Raw genomic sequence first — 17,042 nt, 5'->3', positions numbered from 1 at the left:
CAGGGTCGGAGTCGTCCTCGGCCCGGACCGCGGTCCATGTCTGTTCGGCCGCGTCTGCCGCGGCACGGGTGTCGGCGGCGGTGGCTTCTGCGCGCGTCACGGCGGCCAGGGCCGGCCGGAGCGTCTCGGCGGCGCGGGCCGCGGCGAGCCGGGCGGCGTCCGCGGCGACCGCGGGCTCCTCTGCCGCGAGCCGCTGCAGCGTCTCGCGGGCGCGGAGGAGGTCGTGCTGGGCCTTGGCGAGGGCCGTGCGCCGGGCGTGCTCCGCCGCGGCGCGGGAGTGGGTCTCGTCGGCGCGGGCCCGCTCCTGCGTGCGAGCCTCGGCGCGGTACGCGGCGCGCTGCAGGGCGTGCTCTGCGGCGTCGATCCGCTCGGCGATCGTGAGGGACTCTGGGGTCGCCGGTGCCGCGACGACCTCGCCCGGGCGGCCGACGGTGCCCGAGTCGCCACCCGCATCCGCCGCTAGGTCGTCGGCGATGAGGCGTTCGACCACCTCGAGGAGCGTGCGTACCTGTGCGCCGGCCGCCTCGAGCTGGCGCTGCGCGTCCCGCTTGCGCGCGTCGAGCGCATCGCGGTACTGCTCAAACCGGCGGCTGTCGAAGAGCGTCCGCAGCAACGCCTGCCGTTCCCCGTTGCCGGCCAGCAGGAACCGGGAGAATTTGTTCTGCGCCAGCAGGATGACCTGCTGGAACTGGGACTGGTTGAGGCCGACGATCTCATCGAGCAGCAGCGCCACGTCGCGCGGGCGCGCGGCGCGGCCGACCCACGAGCCGTCGACCTCCTCCTCCAGCTCGGCGCGGGCGGCCTCCGTGGTCATGCCGCCGCCGCGCTTGGCGGGGCGTTCGTACTCCGGCGCCCGGGTGATGCGCCAGCGACGCTCCCCCACGGTGAGCTCGACCCGCACCTCGGTGGGATCGCCGGGTTCGCAGTAGTCGCTACGCAGGCGCTTCTCGCCACTGTCGTACCGGGGCACGCTGCCATAGAGCGCGAAGACGACGCCGTCGAGGATGCTGGACTTCCCGGCACCGGTACGCCCCGAAATGAGGAAGATTCCGTCACCGAGGAAGGCGTCGAAATCGACGCTCTGCCGCTCGCGGAACGGGCCGAACCCGGTCAGTTCGATGCCGTGGAGTCTCATGCACGCGCCTGCGCGATCACACGGTCGTCGAGCATCGCGGTCATGAGGTCGCGCTCCCGGTCGGAGGCGCCCTCTCCCTGACGCACGTGCACGAGGAACGCCTCGACGAGCTCGCTGTCGCTGCGCGCCGCGCGCACGCGATCCGCATAGCTGCGGCCATCGCCGGTGGCGCGCTCCGCCGGTGCGTGGACCACCACGGCACAGTGAGGGAAGCGCTGCTGCAGTCGGCGCATCGCCTCGCGCTGCGGCAGCGTGTCGGTGTATTCGGCCTGCACCCACGCGCCCTGATGCGCGTCGAATCGCGGGTCGGTGAGGAGCTCGTCCATCGGCGCGCGCAGTGTCACCAGGGGGCGCGGTACCGGCAGCTCCAGCCAGGTCGTGGCCACCGCACCCGTGGCGTCGAGCTCGACCAGCCACGATCCGCGGGGCTTGTCGCCCTCGCCGAAGCTGTAGTGCAGCGGCGCGCCGCAGTAGTGGACCCGCTCACCGAGCCGCTGCCGCCCGTGGATATGACCGAGCGCGGCGTAGTCGACGCCGGCGAACACGTCGAGCGGGACGACGTCGAGGCCGCCCTGCTGGATGTCGCGCTCCAGCTGCGGCGTCGGCTCGACACCCGCGGCGAAGCAGTGAGCCATGACGACGGAGCGGCCGCCCCGCTCGGCGAGGTCGGCGGTGACGAGCCCCATGGCGTGGGTCATCGCCGCCTCTTGCGTGCGCACCCCCGGCCACTCGTGCCGCAGCAGCGCCGGCTCAAGGAACGGGATGCCGTATACGTGCACCGGGCCGTCCGCATCCGTCACCGTGACCGGCACGTCCACGTGGCGCGGGTCGGTCAGCACATGGATGCCGTCCCGCAGCAGCCGCGACTGGAACCCGAGCCGGGCAGCGGAGTCATGGTTGCCGCTGGTGACGACCACGCGGGCACCGGTGTCGCGGAGGGCGAACAGGGTGTCGGTGAGCAGGGTGTAGCAATCGGCGGACGGAGTAGGGGAGTCGAAGACATCGCCGGCGACGAGCACCAGGTCGACGTCGTTCTCGCGCACCTGGGCGACGAGGGCGCCGAGCACGTCGCGCAGCGCATCCAGGGTCGCGTGACCGTGGAAGGTGCGGCCGATGTGCCAATCGGAGGTGTGCAGGATGCGCATGTCTTCACGGTAGATCGCCCCTCCGACATGCCGGGGCAGGCCCGCCACAGGTCCGAAACATTCCGGGCGTAACGTTGCCGATCATGGCCCTCATCGACGTCTGCGTCGTCTACATCCTGCGCACCCGTGACGAGGTGCCCGAAGTGCTGCTCGGTTACAAGCGCACCGGCCTCGGCCTGGGCCGGGTCGTGGGCATCGGCGGCAAGGTCGAGGCCGGCGAGACCGTGCCGCAGGCCGCGGTCCGGGAGATCCAGGAGGAGACCGGACTGACGGTGTCGGCGGCGGATCTGGACCCCGTCGGCGTGCTCGACTACCACTTCCCGTCACGGCCCGACTACTCGCAGCGCTCGCATGTGTTCGTCTGCCGTCGCTTCGCGGGTGAGCCGGTCGAGACCGAAGAGATCGTGCCGGCCTGGTTCGCCGTCGGCGACGTGCCGTACGAGCGGATGTGGGACGACGCCGGGCGCTGGCTGCCGGAGGTCTTGAGAGGTGGGAGCATCACTGCCACGGGCTACACGTTCGGCGACGACCTCGCCACCGTCGTCGGCGAGAACCCGCCGCCCATCGGGGTCTGACCCACCCGATTCACGACCGACCCGGCCGCCCGGCTACGGTCGGAGTATGCCCGACCCCGACCTGCCGACCGACCTCGAGCGGTACGACTTCTCGTATCGGGGGGCGACGGTGAGCGTCGAGGAACAGGGCGGGGGCCCGCGGGTCTTCGTCCTCATCCACGGCATCGGCATGGGCCGGACCGTCTTCGCCGACCTCGTCGGGAAGCTGCGCACGCACGGCCGCGTCATCGCCCTGGATCAGCCGGGCTACGGCGAAGCGCCGGAACCGCAGCGCACGCCCACCATGGAGCGCACCGCCGACCTGATCGCGGCGCTCCTGACGGAGCGGCGGCTCCGGTCGTCGGGGCGGGAGATCGTCGTCGCCGGGCATTCGATGGGGTCGCAGGTCGCCACCGAGCTGGCCGTCCGTCACCCGCACCTCGTCGACCGGCTGGTCCTGGTCGCGCCGACCGTGGATGCGGTGGCGCGCACCGCGCACCAGCAGTTGCTGCGGCTCGGTCGGGATCTCCTCGCCGAGAGCCCCCGCGTCCTCGCCGTCGGCGCGCGGGAGTACGTGCGGGCGGGCCCGAACCTCCGGCGCAAGATGCACGAGATGCTCGCGCACCGTCCCGAAGACTCCTACCCCCGCGTGACGGCTCCCACCCTGGTCATCCGCGGCAGCGAGGACCGGGTCTGCCCGAGGGACTGGTGCGCTCGGGTGACCGGCGCCATCCCCGGCGCGGTACTCGAGGAGATCGAGGGGCACGGCCACGAGACGATGATCCGGGACGCGGCGCCCACCGCATCCCGGATCCTCACGTTCGTCGGCGCGAGTGCGTCGACCTCAGCCCTCGCGGACCCGACCGACAGCTGACGCTACGAGCGCATCGTCGAACGGCACGCCGCTCTGCGTGAAGCGCTGCCGCAGCACGTCGGCGATCCGGCGTTCGCCCTTGTCGCCCACGTCCATGCGGACCTGCGCGATGATGCCGTCGATCTTGTCGTCGTCTGTGGCCACGTGCTGATCCATCACGGGCTCGTCCTGCACGTCGTCGCTCATGATCCGTCTCCCACGGCCAGGTCGGGGTCGGCGCCCTGGGAGGGCTCGTCCGAGGTCACGAGGTCGGGCGAGGTCGCGGCGGCGTCGCTCTGTTCGTTCGTCTCACCGTCGGCGACATCGCCGCTCTCCCAGCCACCAGGCGGGTCGGCGTCGATGACGCCCTCGGGAAGGTCGCGGTCTGACATGGCTGTTCCTCTCGTCGGGATGATCCCAGCCTGACCGGGCCGACCGAGGTGCCCGAGGGGATTGACCGCGCCGCGGCGCGGGTCTAGGAGTCCGCGGCGTCGCCGTGGGCGGCGGTCCGGTCGCGGGTCACCTGCGAGGCGACGACCTGCGCGCCGCTGCCGAGCAGGGCACGGCGCCACGGCAGGGTTCCGTCGATCTCGATCTGGATGGAGATGGAGAGGATCGTCCGGATCAGCACGATGATCCCGAGGATCACCGCATCCTCCAGCGACGGCTTGGAGGTGATGGTGCGGATGAGGTCGGCGGCGACGAGCACCTCCAAGCCCAGCAGGATGGCACCGCCGAGCGTGGTGCGGAGGGTGAGGAAGGCGACGTGGCCCCCCTCGCCCCGCCCGAGGGCACGGATGCCGAGCACCAGCGCCACGAAGAAACCCAGCACCATCACGACGGCGCCGACGGACTCGAACGCGACGGCGACAACGGTGAAGACGGGTTCCATGCCGTCAGTGTAGGGGTCGGTCCCGTTCGGCCTCCGCCGCACCCGTCCCCCGCGGCACAACCGCGGAGATCATGCGCGAACGGCGGCGAAACCGCATCCACGTGCCTCCGACGGCGGGGATCTCCGCCGTTGTGTCCGCGGACAAAGGAGTGTCCGGGGACACAGATGTGTCCCGGGCAGACGGGCGGGCGCGCGGAGGAGGGACGGGATCAGGCAGAGCGGCGTGCCTGCAGGATGCCGGCGCGATCGGGGTGCGCCGCGAACCAGTCGGCGACGTACCAGCACACCGGGATGACCTCACGGTCGCCGCGCTGCTCGAGTTGCGCCACGGCCCGGTCGACCAGCTCGCCGGCGTAGCCGTGGCCCCGGTGAGTGGGGATCGTGTAGGCCCGGGTCATCGCGACGGTGCGGCCGTCGTCGCGGTAGTCGAGCACGCTGACCAGGTCGTCGCCGCGGTGGAGGGTGTAGCGGGACGCATCGGTCTCGTCCGTGAAGCGCAGGTCGTCGGTCACCGGTCCAGGGTACGCCGCTCCCGGGGGCCGAGCTCCGGAACGACGCGGGTGTGGGCAAGCTCTCGGTACCAGAGTCCGGAGTCCTTCACGGTGCGCTCCAGGGTGTCGAAATCGACACGGACGATGCCGAAGCGTTTGGCGTAGCCATAACCCCACTCGAAGTTGTCGAGCAGCGACCAGACGAAGTATCCGCGGAGGTCCACGCCCTGGGATAGCGCGCGGTGCACCGCGGTGAGGTGACGGCGGAGGTAGTCGACCCGCTCCACGTCGTGCACCGCGCCGTCCGGATCGACCGTATCCGGGAAAGCGGCGCCGTTCTCGGTGATCATGAGCGGCTGCGCCGGGAACTGCTCCCGTAGCGACAGCAGCAGCTCCTCGAGCCCCTCGGGTGCGATGTTCCAGCCCATGTCGGTATACGGCCCGGGCTGCTCGACGAACTCGACGACGCCGTCGCTGCCGGGCCACGCCGTGCCGCCGTCGGCGCCCTTGTGGCCGTCGTTCTGCTGCTTCGGCGAGACGCCGTCCCAGAGGCGCAGCGTGGCGGTGGAGTAGTAGTTGACCCCGAGCACGTCGATCGGTTGGTGGATCTCGGCGAGGTCGCCGTCATGCACGAACCCCCAGTCCGTGACGGATGCGGTGTCCTCGAGCAGGTCGGACGGGTAGGCCCCGCGGAGCATGGGACCGGTGAATGCCCGGTTCGCCAGCGCGTCGATCCGCCGCATCGCCTCCCCCGCACCGTCGCCGATCCCGCGAAGCACGTGGAAGTTCAAGGTCACGGAGTAGTCGGGGTCGCCTGCCGAGGTCGCCCGCAGCGCCTGCACCGCCCGGCCGTGCGCGAGGTTCAGGTGGTGCACCGCCGCGAGCGCCGCCGCGGGCTCGTGCCGGCCGGGGGCGTGGCCACCCTGGCCGTAGCCGAGGTAGGCGGAGCACCACGGCTCATTGAGCGTGGTCCACGTGTGCACCCGGTCGCCGAGGGCTTGGCCCACCACCTCGGCATAGCGGGTGAAGGCGTCGGCGGTGGCGCGCGCCGGCCATCCGCCGGCATCCTCCAGCGACTGCGGCAGATCCCAGTGGTACAGCGTCGCGACCGGGCGGATGCCGCGCTCGAGCAGCCCGTCGACCAGCCGGGAGTAGAAGTCGATCCCCGCCTGGTTCACCTCGCCGGTACCGGTGGGCATGATCCGCGGCCAGGCGATGGAGAACCGATAGGCGTTCAGGCCCAGTCCGGCCATCAGGCCGAGGTCCGCCTCCCACCGGTGGTAGTGGTCGCAGGCGACGTCGCCGGTGTCGCCGTTCCAGACCTTCCCGGGGGTGTGGCTGAACGTGTCCCAGATCGAGGGCCCGCGTCCGTCCTCGGTGGCGGCACCCTCCACCTGGTACGACGCGGTCGCCGAACCGAAGGTGAACCCCTCGGGGAAGACGAGTCCGGCGTCCCGGAAGTCGGTGTTGCCGGTCGCGGTCATTCGGTCACCTCTGCGCGGTCGAGGACGCGCCTCGTGTTCCCGTTCTCGGGACGGATCGCCCGAGGCAAGCCTCGCATATCTATTTGGTGCCGCAGACAACAAATCCGCGGACGCAGGCCTCTACAGTGAAGATGTCCGCCCGACCCGAGGATCATCCATGGCCTTGTTCCGCACTGACATGCCGCTCGCCGAGTTGCGGTCTTACTCCCCCGAGCTGGCCGAACCCGCCGACCTCGACGACTTCTGGGCCGGCACCCTCCGCGAGTCCCGCGACGCTGCCGGGACCATCATCCTCGTGCCGCACGACGGGCCACTGCGGGAAGTGATCGTCGAGGATCTCACCTTCCCGGGGTTCGCCGGAGATCCGATCCGCGCCTGGGTGACGCGCCCGCGCACCAAGGAGCCCCGGCCCGCGGTGATCGAGTACCTCGGCTACGGCGGCGGTCGTGGCATCCCGGGCGAACGCCTGGCCTGGGCCACGGCCGGCTACGTGCACATCATCATGGACACGCGGGGGCAGGGCAGCGGCTGGGGCTCCGGCGGGGTCACCGCCGACCCGCACGGTGCCGGGCCCGCCACCCCCGGGTTCATGACACGCGGCATCCTCGATCCCGCGGACTACTACTACCGGCGGGTGTTCACGGATGCGGTGCGCCTCGTCGACGCGGCACTCGCGCTGCCCTTCGTCGACGCCGAACGGATCGCGGTGACCGGCGTCAGCCAGGGCGGTGGCACCGCCATCGCGGCGGCAGCTCTGCACGAGGGCGTGTGCGCCGTGATGCCGGATGTCCCGTTCCTGTGCGACTTCCCCCGGTCGGTGTCGACGACGCCGCTGGCACCCTTCACCGAGATCGTGCAGTACCTGTCGGTGCACCGTGGCGCCGAAGAGCAGGTGCACCGCACTCTGGCGTATGTCGATGGGGCGATCCTCGCCCGCCGCATCACCGCGCCCGCGCTGTACTCGGTCGCACTCATGGACGACATCGTGCTGCCCTCGAGCGTCTTCGCCGCGTTCAACGCCACCGGCTCGGTCGACAAGCACATCGAGGTGTATGGCTACAACGGGCACGAGGGCGGCGGATTCCACCAGTGGATGCGGCAGGCCGCGTGGCTGGCCGAGCGGTTCTGAGCGCCGTCACACTTCGTCACAGAACGGGCGGGATCATCACTCGGTTTGACGCGAGGACGGGAGTGCGGCGATAATCGGGCGCATGACTGACTCCGCACGTTCTGTGTCCGCCTGGGAGGCGAACGGGACTGCCGGCTCCATGATGGCCGGCCGCGTTGTCATGTGTTGTCGAATGTGCCGCTGAATCGGTGATCCCGCCGGATCCGGCCGCTGTGTCTGAATCGCAGCCGTCGAATCCCCCGCTCCGTCGCGTCACGCGCGGAGTTGCGCACTCCGGCCCCCACCAGGGGCCTGCTGACAACAGCTCGGACCGTACGGTCCCCCTCCCGCAAGGATTCGCAATGTCCACCACCGCTCTTCTCTCCCGCCCCGCCGAGACCACCCGCCCCGACCTCCGCCTCGTGCCGCGCGCCGAGCAGGCCAGTCAGGCCGCCGCTGCCGCCGCTCCGGCTCCCGCCGCCGAGGCTCCGGCCGCCGCCGAACGCAGCATCCCCGCCGGCACCGCGCCGCGCGGCTTCGCCCTCTACGTGGGGATCGACGAGGCCAAGGCCGCCGCATCCGGCGTCTCGCTCGGCGTGCTGGTAGAAGCGCTCCGCCGTACCCTGCACGACCTCGCCCCCGAGGCCGAGACCTACGCGACCGTCGCCCTGGCCCCGGCCGGCGCCGGTGGCCGCGACGTCGACCTCGTCCGCCTCGCCCTGCACGAGCCCTCGGCCGTCGCCCGCACCAAGCCCGAGATCGAGGTCGAGGAGCGCGCCGAAGCCGGCGTCGTCGTCGACATTTCGCGCAAGCGCGTGCTGATCGACGGCGAATCGGCAGCGTTCACCTTCAAGGAGTTCGAGCTGCTGCAGTACCTCGTGCTGCGCGAGGGCCGCACGATCGAGCGGACCGAGCTGGTCGGGTCGCTCTGGTCCCCGGACGGCGACGAGACCCCCGGCGAGCGGACCATCGACGTGCACGTGCGGCGCCTCCGGGCCAAGCTCGGCCGTTTCGAGGACATCGTGCGCACGGTCCGCGGTGTCGGCTACCGCTTCGACCGCCACGCCGACGTCGTCATCCGCTACGGCCACGGCACTCCCTCGCCCGACCGCTTCTGACCCGCCACGCCGCACCGGATGTCGGTGGGGCCGACGTAGGGTGGGGCCGTGACCGAGGCGAGCACGGCAACCCGGACGGCGTCGCCTGAGGCGACCGCTCGTCGCGCACGGCCGACCACGCCTGCCCGCGAGACCGAGTACCGCCCCCGACACCCGCTGGATCTGCACCGCACGGTCGTGTTCCAGCGCCGCGGCGCGAACGACCCGACCCTGGTGGTGGACGGGGTGGTCATCTGGCGCGCGTCCCGCACCCCGGCGGGGGTCGCCACGCTCGCTCTGCGGGCGGCGGGGTCCGCGGTCCGCGCCGCCGCATGGGGACCGGGGGCCGAGTGGGCCCTGACACAGGTCCCGGCGCTCTGCGGTGCCGACGACGACGCCGACGGGTTCGACCCTTCCCCTCATCCACTCGTCGCAGCCTCCCACCACCGCCACCCGGGCCTTCGGCTCAGCCGCACCGACCTCGTGTTCGATGCGCTGGCCAGTGCCGTGTTCGAACAGAAGGTCACCGCGCTCCAGGCGTTCGGGGCGTGGCGTCGCATCGTGACCTGGCATGGCGACCGGGCCCCGGGCCCGACCCCGCGGCCGATGTTCGCGCCCCCGTCGCTCGACGGATGGCGGCGCATCCCCTCCTGGGTCTGGCATCGCGCGGGCCTCGAACCGCCGCAGTCCCGCACGGTGGTGCGAGCGGCCGAGCGCGGCGTGTCCCTCGTCCGTGCCCTCGACGAGCGCCCCGCCGACCGCGAGCGCGTGCTCATGAGCCTCCCCGGCGTCGGGGTCTGGACCTCCGCCGAGACCCGCATCCGGGCGTACGGCGATCCCGATGCGGTCAGCGTCGGCGACTACCACCTCGCCCACGAGGTCGGTCACGCGCTCACCGGCCACCGCACCGACGACGACGGGATGCTGGAACTCCTCGCGCCGTGGGCCGGGCACCGACAGCGGGTCATCCGCCTCCTCGGCCTGAGCGGTGTCCGCGAACAGCGGCGCGGGGCACGGCTGCATCCGGAGGATCACCGCTCACGCTGAGGCGGGTCGCGTGCGGGCGCCGCCGCGATCCGCGTACCCGTTGCGTCCCGCATCCGCCGGGAGCACACTGGCCGTGCCGCGCCGTTGCGGCACCATCCGACCCCGGGAGTGTTCGATGCTGCGCCTCAACCCCTACCTCTCGTTTCACCAGGATGCGCGCGCCGCGATGGAGTTCTACCGCTCCGTCCTCGGCGGCGACCTCGTGATCAGCACCTTCGCCGACTATCCCGACAGTGGGCTCTCCGACGACGAGAAGGAACTGGTGATGCACGCGATGCTCACCACCGACGACGGCCTCGTGCTCATGGGGTCGGACACCCCGAGCGGCATGCCCTACGTCCCGCCCGCCGGCACGACGGTGTCACTGTCGGGCGACGACGGCGAGCGCCTGCAGCGGTACTGGGACGCCTTGTCCGAGGGTGGAAGCGTCACCCTGCCCTACGAGACGCCGCCGTGGGGCGGGAAGTTCGGGATGCTGACCGACCGGTTCGGCGTGCCGTGGATGATCGCGGCGGACGTGTGACCGGTTCCCCTACGCTGTGACCATGGGGACCTCGAACACCGGCTGGCCGCGCGGCCGCACCACCTGGATCATCGGCACGGTCGTGCTGTCCGCCGGAGGGATCCTCGTCGGCATCCTGCTGGAGAACATCTGGACCGGCGTCCTGGTGGCACTCGCCGTCTCGGTCGGCTGGCTGATCGCCTACGAGTCGTGGCGCGGCCGGAACGTCGGGGTCTACGACCGCGACGACGACGGCGCCCAGCTGTAGCGACGCCGCCGCTATGAAGATCGCCGTCGCCGGAGGAACCGGACTCCTGGGCCGCCGGGTGGTGGAAGAAGCACGCCGCCGCGACCATGAGGTCCTCGTGCTCAGCCGCTCCGAAGGCTTCGACCTCACCGTGGGAGGGGCGGCGACCCGGGCACTCGAGGGCACCGACGTCGTCGTGGACGTGCTCAGCGTGGTCACGCTGAAGGCCGCCACATCCATCGCCTTCTTCGAGCAGACGACCCGCATCCTGCTCGCGGTGGAGCGGGATGCGGGGGTGCCGCACCATCTGGCCCTCTCGATCGTCGGGATCGACAAGGCCCCGTTCGACTACTACGCCGGCAAGCTGGCGCAGGAGCGGCTGGTCGAGGCGAGCACGAACGGGTGGACGATCCTGCGCGCCACCCAGTTCCACGAGTTCGCGGCGCAGATGTACGAGCGGGCGCGATTTGGTCCGCTCCACCTCGCGCCGCGGATGCGCACCCAGCCGGTCGCCGCCGCGGAGGTCGCCACGCGGCTCGTCGACCTGTGCGAGAGGACGCCACAGGGCCGGGTGCGCGACCTCGCGGGGCCGCGTGAGGAGTCGCTGGTCGACATGATCCGCGACTACGCGGAAGCCAGCGGCGCCCACGGGTGGATCCCCGCGGTATCGCTTCCCGGCGACCTCGGTCGGGCGCAGCGCGGCGGGCTCCTCCTCCCCGATGCGGATGCGGACCTCGGCCGCACGACGTTCGCGGAGTGGCTGACGGAGCGCTGACGCCGGGTCAGAACTCCTCGTGCGTCTCCGGGTCGCCGTCCCACAGCCGCCCGCGCTCCAGCGCCGAGATCGCCGCGATCTCGGCCTCGCTGAGCGAGAAGCCGAAGACATCGGCGTTCTCGCGCTGACGGGACGGATCGGCCGACTTCGGGATCGGCGTGGACTGCAGCTCTACGTGCCAGCGCAGCACCGCCTGCGTCGGCGTCACGTCGTGCTGCGCGGCGATGTCGGCGATGACCCGTTCGGTCAGCAGCTCGCTGCGTCGCGCCAGCGGACTCCAGCTCTCGGTGCGGATGTCGTTGCGCTCGTGGAATGCCCGCAGCTCGGCCTGAGGGAAGTAGGGATGCAGCTCGACCTGGTTCACCGCGGGGACTACCCCCGTCTCGTCGATGAGCCGGGTGAGCATGTCGGCGGTGAAGTTCGAGACGCCGAGGGAGGTGACGAGCCCTTCGTCACGGAGCGCCACCATCGCTCGCCAGGTGTCGACGTACTTGTCGACCCGGGGGTTCGGCCAGTGAATGAGGTACAGGTCAATACGATCGAGGCCGAGCCGCTCGAGCGACCCGCGGGCGCTGGCGATCGTCTCGTCGTACCCGTGGTCGCGGCCGGGGATCTTCGTCGCCACGAGCAGCTCATCGCGGTCGAGACCGCTGCGTCGCACGGCGTCCCCGACTTCAGGTTCGTTCTTGTAGTTCACGGCGGTGTCGAGGAGCCGATAGCCGGTGTGGATGGCGGAGACGATCGCATCCGTCCCGTCCGCTCCCGTGAGGTTGTACGTGCCGAGGCCGAGCTGGGGGAAGGAGGTGCCGTCGTTGAGGGTGACCGTGGGGATCGTGATCATGCATCCATCCTGGCGCGTCCACACCCGGAGCGCACCTGCACGGACGGCACGGTGGGTTCCCCATAGGATGGCGCGATGACGGACGCCCCACTTCCTCCGGTCGAGACCGCACCGCCCGGCACGCCCGCCCTGGTCCTCCGGGGCCTGGTGAAACGCTTCGGCGACAAGATCGCGGTCGACAACCTCGACCTCAGCGTGCCGACGGGCTCGTTCTACGGCCTCGTCGGACCGAACGGCGCGGGAAAGACGACGACACTGTCGATGGCGACGGGCTTGCTCCGCCCGGATGCGGGCAGCGCGGTGCTGCACGACGTCGACGTGTGGCAGCATCCGGTCGCCGCGAAGGCGATGATCGGGAATCTCGCCGACGGGGTGCGGTTGTTCGATCGGCTGACCGGGGAGCAGCTCATCACCTACACCGGGATGATGTTCGGTCTCGCCCGCGAGGAGATCACGCGCCGTACCGCCGATCTCCTCGCGCTGATGGATCTCGGTGAAGCCGCGGGCACGGCCGTCGTCGACTACTCGGCCGGCATGACCAAGAAGGTCGCGCTCGCCTGTGCCCTGGTGCACGCGCCCCGGGTGCTCGTGCTCGACGAACCGTTCGAATCGGTCGACCCGGTGTCGGCGGCGAACATCGAGGATGTGCTGCGCGGGTACGTGACGAGCGGGGGCACCGTCATCGTCTCGAGCCACTCGATGGATCTCGTGCAGCGCATGTGCGACCACGTCGCGGTCATCGCGAACGGCCGGGTGCTCGCCGCCGGCACGGTCGACGAGGTGCGCGGCGACCAGAGCCTGCAGGATCGTTTCGTCGACCTCGTCGGCGGCCGTCACCGTTCGGAGGGCCCGGAGTGGTTGCGACTCTCCTGAGGCTGCGGTTCCGCGTCCTCGGCAATCAGCTCGCCGCCAGCCCCTGGCAGCTGGTGGGCTTCATCTTCGGCATGCTGTGGGCGGCGGGGGTGCTGCTGCTGGTGTGGGCGGGGCTCATCGCCGCCGGTTTCGCGGGGCTCGAGCTGACGCGCACCGTCGTCACCGCGGGCGGAGCGGTGCTGCTGCTGGGCTGGACACTCGGCCCGGTGCTGATCGCGGGCGTCGACACCACCCTCGACCCCGACCGGCTGGCGCCCTTCCCGATCTCGACCGATCGAATGATGGTGGCACTCGCCGCAGCCGGCCTCACCGGGGTCCCCGGTATCGCCACCGTCGCCGGTGCGCTTGCGGTCATCCCCGCGTTCCTGCACTGGCCGGTCGCAGCCGCCGTCGCGGTGCTCTGCGTCCCGTTCGGTGTCGTCACCTGCGTCCTGTCGTCGCGGCTGATCGCGTCGCTCATGAGCGGAGCCGGGGGCAACCGCCGCATCCGGGAGCTCATCGGCGGCGTCGCCTTCCTGCTGTTGATCCTGCTCGGCCCCATCTTCGCCGGGATCTCCGGTCTGGTTCGCGCGAGCGTCGGCACGGGCTCCGAACCGTTCGCGCCGATCACCGCGGCCGTCTCCGCCGTGTCGTGGACGCCGCTCGCCGCCGCCTGGGCGGTGCCCGGCGATGTCGCGGCGGGTGACTGGCTGCCCGCACTGGTGAAGTTCGCCGTGGCCGTCGCGACCCCGGTCGTGCTGTGGTGGCTGTGGCGCCGCATCCTCGTCGCCTCACAGGGCGCCCCGGTGCAGCGGACCACCCGGCAGGTGAAGCCGGGGAAGCTCGGTTGGTTCGGCCGGCTGCCCACGGGCGGGGTCGGCGGATCGTGGGCGCGGTCGCTGACGTACTGGCTGCACGACCCCCGCTACCTGCGACAGCTGCTCGTGGTGCCGGTGTTCCCGGTGCTGATGCTGGTGTACTCCGGGGGCGATGTGCGCAGCCCGCTGTTCGCGTTCTCCGCGGTGGTGATCGCGTTCGTGTTCGGCATCGTGCCGTACGTCGACGTGTCCTACGACGGCACCGCGTTCGCATCGGTCCTCGCCACCGGGGTGCGCGGACGCGCCGATCGCACGGGACGGATGCTGGCCGCATCCGCCATCGGGGTCCCCCTGCTCGTGATCGTCGCCGTGGTGACGGTGGCGCTGTCGGGGATGTGGACGCTGCTGCCGGCCGTGCTGGGTGCCGGTATCGGGATGCTGCTGACCGGGTTTGGCGTGTGCGCCGTCTCGTCGGCGCTGCTCGTGGTGCCGGTCGCCGCGCCCGGTGACAGCCCGTTCAAGCGCGTGCCCGGCACGACCGCCGTGATGGGATTCCTCATGCTTGGCGTGTGGCTGATCATCGGGGTGCTCGGGTCTCCGGCCACCGTGCTCGCGATCATCGCCGCGGTGACCGGGTCCGCGGCGTTCGGCTGGGCCGCGCTTGCGGTCGGCGTGGTGCTGGGGGTCACGTTCCTCGTTATCGGCATCCTGGTCGGCGGTCGTGTGTTCGACCGCACCGCCCCGGACCTGCTCGCGCGCCTCCGCTCGATGCAGAACGCCTAGGCCGCGGCCCGGGTCGGGAGGCTCCCCCGGCATGGCTCTCGGCACAACGGCGGAGATCCTTCGCGAAGTGCGCCGAGACCGCATCCGAAACCCCGACTCGGGCACGATCTCCGCTGTTGTGTCCGCGGCAGACGGCCAGGGAACCGCGGATGCACGCCCCTCCCCCACCCGCCACCCGCTCAACGCCGGCTACTGGACCACGCGACTAACCGCTGATCTCCACCCGCTCACGCACGATACGTTCGCCGCCCCGCGCAGCCTGGGCCGCACCGCGGGCCTCGTGTTCAAGCACCTCCCGGAGGCGGCCTCCACGACAATCGAGGACCTGGTGCACCGGACCGGCTTAGACGCCGGACGCATCCGGGTCGCGCTACACCGGCTCCGGTTCCACCGCCTGGCCCGCCGTGGCGGTGCCGGATGGAGTCGAGGCGACACCACGGCGCTCGACGCGGCCGCCGACGCCCTCGACGTCGCCGGCTACCTGGAGGCCCGCCGAGCCCGCTACGGCGCCGAGCGCGGCCGGTGGGAGTGGTGGAACGCCGAGCTGACCTGGATGCGGAAACCGAACAAGAAGCGCCGAGGCCGTCGAGCCCCATCCGGCGTCGCCCTGCTCGCCCAGAACGATCGTCCCGACTACTCGCGGTACCCACGAGGCCCTGATGGCCGTGCCGACCACAAAGAAGCGCTCCGGCTCGTCGACGCCGGCATCCTTTCCCCCGCCACAGCTCTCGCCGCGGCGTAGAACCGCGCTCGAGCGCGATCGGCGCACGAGCTGCACCGATGAATGGAGCCGCTACGCGGCCAGAGCTTGTCTGCTGTCCGTCTGCCTGGCCGCCGAATCGTAGTTCGCTCCACGGCTGCCGTGCCGGGCTTTCGCGGCATATCCTCCCTCGCTGCGCTCAGTCCGGTATTCCACGACCCGGCACTCTCGCCGCTGCGCTCTCAAACGATCCTCTTGCCAGACAGGCGAACAAAACAGTTGATCGGGAGAGAGAACAGATCATGGCTGACACCACCATCCACACCGGAACCGTCGAGCACATCGACCCGCAGACCCTCGTCATCGAGGCCAACGTCAGACCCAGCGCACCACTGACGAGCGCGTTCGTGCAGAGCGTCCGAGAAAACGGGGTACTCACCCCCGTGCTGGCGCGCCGAGACGCACAAGGGAACATCCTCGTGCGAGCCGGACAGCGCCGCACCCTCGCCGCCCGAGAAGCAGGCGTGAGCACCATCCCCGTCTACATCGTCGACGCGGACGAGGCCACCGCGGAACGCATCATCCAGCAGATGGTCGAGAACGACCAGCGCGAAGCCCTCACCGACGGCGACCGAGCCGCCGCGTTCCAGCAACTCGCGTTCGAGGGGATGAGCGTCACCGCGATCGCCAACACCGCCAGGTCGAGGTCGCCCGCGACCTCTCAGCCCAAGCCAGGACCCTCGCGCACTCGACCCGAGACGTGCCCGCGCCGTTCGACTCGTACACGCTTCTCGGAGAGCTCGTCGCCAGCGTCGACGACCTCGAACAGGTCTGTCGACAGCTCGGAGGCTGGCATTCACGGGTCGTTGACGGCACACACTATGCGGGGGAGGACAGCCGGGGGGGCGGAGCGACAGGGACCGTTACCGCCGCCGCCGAACTCGAACGGGCCGCCGCCGCGCTGTCCGCCGCCGCTGAAGCGCTCCGGGCCGCCCACTCCGCAAACGGTGTCGTGCGGTGGTTCGACGCGCTGTGAACGAAGACGACGCGCTGACGTATGCCAGCCACGGGCCGTCATCGGTCGCCCGGAAAGGCGACCGGGTGCTGCGCGGCCCCGAGCCGCCCACTCAGCCCGTGAACTGGCACCTACACGCCATGCGCGAAGACGGGGACCTCCTCACCGTCTCCGAGCGCGTCGAGGCGGTGCGGGGTCGCTTCTGTTCATAGCTGACCCGGTATCGCACCTGGACGAGCACGATCACGTCACACCCTCGCGGACTACGCCCTGGGGGAGCTGTATCACTCTCGACTGGTCTTGCAGCGCCTCCCGCATCTGATCGAGGCAGCCAACGTCCCGTCCTCGCGCAACGACTAACCCCACATACTCAGCACGCCCCCGGCCGCACTCTCTCCCGGCCGGGGGCGTCGCTGTGCGCGACAATGGAGCCGCCGAGCGACAGGAGAACGCTGTGAAGATCCCCGAGCCTCTACGGCTGTGGTGGCACGACGGCGCCGGCGTGCGCGTGCTGCGCTACAGCGGCCGCCAATGGACCGTCCTAGCTGTTCTTCCCCGATACGTTGTGATCGTCTGAGGTAGGCGAAGACCTCCGGGACGATGTGGGTACCACCCTCACATCAGATACCCGGAGGTCTTCGTGACTCACGCTAACGCTCCCTTGACGCCGGAAGGGCGTCGTCGGCTTGCTTCGTTGATCGTG

The 17,042-nt window shown here is 70.9% G+C and carries 21 protein-coding genes and 1 pseudogene; 14 read left to right on the top strand and 8 right to left on the bottom strand.

Translation table 11 applies throughout. The features are described 5' to 3' along the window. Together NT132_RS12440 and NT132_RS12435 are read right to left on the bottom strand one after the other, a co-directional pair. The coding region (locus NT132_RS12440) for an SMC family ATPase (protein WP_297789437.1) at nt 1–1,135 on the bottom strand (1,135 nt) is incomplete at its 3' end. After that, on the bottom strand, nt 1,132–2,280 hold the full coding sequence (locus NT132_RS12435; protein ID WP_297789434.1) for an exonuclease SbcCD subunit D: 1,149 nt from the start codon (nt 2,278–2,280) through the stop codon (nt 1,132–1,134). The genes NT132_RS12435 and NT132_RS12440, both read right to left, overlap by 4 nt. Nucleotides 2,281–2,363: 83 nt before the next feature. Here NT132_RS12435 and NT132_RS12430 point away from each other — a divergent pair, with 83 nt between their 5' ends. Together NT132_RS12430 and NT132_RS12425 are read left to right on the top strand one after the other, a co-directional pair. Beyond that, entirely contained in the window at nt 2,364–2,855 is a 492-nt protein-coding gene (locus tag NT132_RS12430) for an 8-oxo-dGTP diphosphatase (RefSeq protein WP_297789431.1), read from the top strand. Between the two features lie 46 nt (nt 2,856–2,901). Beyond that, nucleotides 2,902–3,708, top strand: coding sequence for an alpha/beta hydrolase (locus NT132_RS12425; RefSeq protein WP_297789427.1), 807 nt, complete (start codon nt 2,902–2,904; stop codon nt 3,706–3,708). Here the strand turns inward: NT132_RS12425 and NT132_RS12420 are convergent. The 5 genes from NT132_RS12420 to NT132_RS12400 all read right to left on the bottom strand — a co-directional run bounded on the left by NT132_RS12420 (nt 3,679) and on the right by NT132_RS12400 (nt 6,554). Next, a complete protein-coding gene (locus tag NT132_RS12420; protein WP_297789425.1) occupies nt 3,679–3,894 on the bottom strand; it encodes a hypothetical protein in 216 nt (71 codons plus the stop codon). The two genes, NT132_RS12425 and NT132_RS12420, sit on opposite strands and share 30 nt — an antisense overlap. Next, entirely contained in the window at nt 3,891–4,079 is a 189-nt protein-coding gene (locus NT132_RS12415; RefSeq protein ID WP_297789423.1) for a hypothetical protein, read from the bottom strand. The genes NT132_RS12420 and NT132_RS12415 overlap by 4 nt, the downstream gene beginning before the upstream one ends. 83 nt (nt 4,080–4,162) lie before the next feature. Then, nucleotides 4,163–4,579, bottom strand: coding sequence for a DUF1622 domain-containing protein (locus NT132_RS12410; RefSeq protein WP_297789421.1), 417 nt, complete (start codon nt 4,577–4,579; stop codon nt 4,163–4,165). A 209-nt stretch (nt 4,580–4,788) separates the two neighbouring features. Beyond that, a complete protein-coding gene (locus tag NT132_RS12405; protein WP_297789418.1) occupies nt 4,789–5,091 on the bottom strand; it encodes a GNAT family N-acetyltransferase in 303 nt (100 codons plus the stop codon). Next, nucleotides 5,088–6,554, bottom strand: a complete 1,467-nt coding sequence (locus NT132_RS12400; RefSeq protein WP_297789415.1) for a GH1 family beta-glucosidase — start codon at nt 6,552–6,554, stop codon at nt 5,088–5,090. The genes NT132_RS12405 and NT132_RS12400 overlap by 4 nt, the downstream gene beginning before the upstream one ends. 163 nt (nt 6,555–6,717) lie before the next feature. Between NT132_RS12400 and NT132_RS12395 the strand changes: the two genes are divergently transcribed. From NT132_RS12395 to NT132_RS12370, 6 genes are all read left to right on the top strand, one after another. After that, nucleotides 6,718–7,683, top strand: a complete 966-nt coding sequence (locus NT132_RS12395; protein ID WP_297789443.1) for an acetylxylan esterase — start codon at nt 6,718–6,720, stop codon at nt 7,681–7,683. Between the two features lie 341 nt (nt 7,684–8,024). Then, entirely contained in the window at nt 8,025–8,780 is a 756-nt protein-coding gene (locus NT132_RS12390; RefSeq protein WP_297789411.1) for a winged helix-turn-helix domain-containing protein, read from the top strand. A gap of 156 nt (nt 8,781–8,936) precedes the next feature. Continuing rightward, a complete protein-coding gene (locus tag NT132_RS12385) occupies nt 8,937–9,806 on the top strand; it encodes a DNA-3-methyladenine glycosylase 2 family protein (RefSeq protein WP_297789440.1) in 870 nt (289 codons plus the stop codon). 115 nt (nt 9,807–9,921) lie between these two features. Beyond that, nucleotides 9,922–10,329 (top strand): VOC family protein, encoded by a 408-nt coding sequence (locus tag NT132_RS12380; RefSeq protein WP_297789409.1) that lies wholly within the window; start codon nt 9,922–9,924, stop codon nt 10,327–10,329. Nucleotides 10,330–10,351: 22 nt separating this feature from the next. Further along, nucleotides 10,352–10,576, top strand: a complete 225-nt coding sequence (locus NT132_RS12375) for a hypothetical protein (protein WP_297789406.1) — start codon at nt 10,352–10,354, stop codon at nt 10,574–10,576. Between the two features lie 13 nt (nt 10,577–10,589). After that, on the top strand, nt 10,590–11,330 hold the full coding sequence (locus NT132_RS12370; RefSeq protein ID WP_297789403.1) for an SDR family oxidoreductase: 741 nt from the start codon (nt 10,590–10,592) through the stop codon (nt 11,328–11,330). Nucleotides 11,331–11,337: 7 nt separating this feature from the next. On the opposite strand, the gene NT132_RS12365 is transcribed toward NT132_RS12370, so the two are convergent. Continuing rightward, nucleotides 11,338–12,171, bottom strand: a complete 834-nt coding sequence (locus tag NT132_RS12365; RefSeq protein ID WP_297789400.1) for an aldo/keto reductase — start codon at nt 12,169–12,171, stop codon at nt 11,338–11,340. 75 nt (nt 12,172–12,246) lie between these two features. Between NT132_RS12365 and NT132_RS12360 the strand changes: the two genes are divergently transcribed. The 6 genes and pseudogenes from NT132_RS12360 to NT132_RS12335 all read left to right on the top strand — a co-directional run bounded on the left by NT132_RS12360 (nt 12,247) and on the right by NT132_RS12335 (nt 16,916). Beyond that, the gene (locus NT132_RS12360) at nt 12,247–13,044 is read left to right on the top strand and encodes an ABC transporter ATP-binding protein (RefSeq protein WP_297789397.1); all 798 of its coding nucleotides are present in this window, start codon (nt 12,247–12,249) and stop codon (nt 13,042–13,044) included. Further along, nucleotides 13,026–14,624 carry a hypothetical protein gene (locus NT132_RS12355; RefSeq protein ID WP_297789395.1) on the top strand — a complete coding sequence of 533 codons (1,599 nt, stop codon included), beginning with the start codon at nt 13,026–13,028 and terminating at the stop codon, nt 14,622–14,624. The genes NT132_RS12360 and NT132_RS12355 overlap by 19 nt, the downstream gene beginning before the upstream one ends. A gap of 31 nt (nt 14,625–14,655) precedes the next feature. Further along, nucleotides 14,656–15,366 carry a hypothetical protein gene (locus tag NT132_RS12350; protein WP_297789393.1) on the top strand — a complete coding sequence of 237 codons (711 nt, stop codon included), beginning with the start codon at nt 14,656–14,658 and terminating at the stop codon, nt 15,364–15,366. A 38-nt stretch (nt 15,367–15,404) separates the two neighbouring features. Then, nucleotides 15,405–15,866: pseudogene (locus NT132_RS14390) on the top strand (ParB N-terminal domain-containing protein); the annotation flags it as partial. 218 nt (nt 15,867–16,084) lie between these two features. Next, nucleotides 16,085–16,360 (top strand): hypothetical protein, encoded by a 276-nt coding sequence (locus tag NT132_RS12340; RefSeq protein ID WP_297789446.1) that lies wholly within the window; start codon nt 16,085–16,087, stop codon nt 16,358–16,360. A gap of 433 nt (nt 16,361–16,793) precedes the next feature. Next, on the top strand, nt 16,794–16,916 hold the full coding sequence (locus NT132_RS12335; protein WP_297789390.1) for a hypothetical protein: 123 nt from the start codon (nt 16,794–16,796) through the stop codon (nt 16,914–16,916). Nucleotides 16,917–17,042: the final 126 nt, after the last annotated feature.

Origin of the sequence: Microbacterium sp. (genome assembly GCF_026393345.1) — a bacterium.
Lineage (GTDB): Bacteria > Actinomycetota > Actinomycetes > Actinomycetales > Microbacteriaceae > Microbacterium.
Note: the sequence above shows the minus strand (reverse complement) of the source record. Positions and strands in the feature narration are given on the sequence as shown.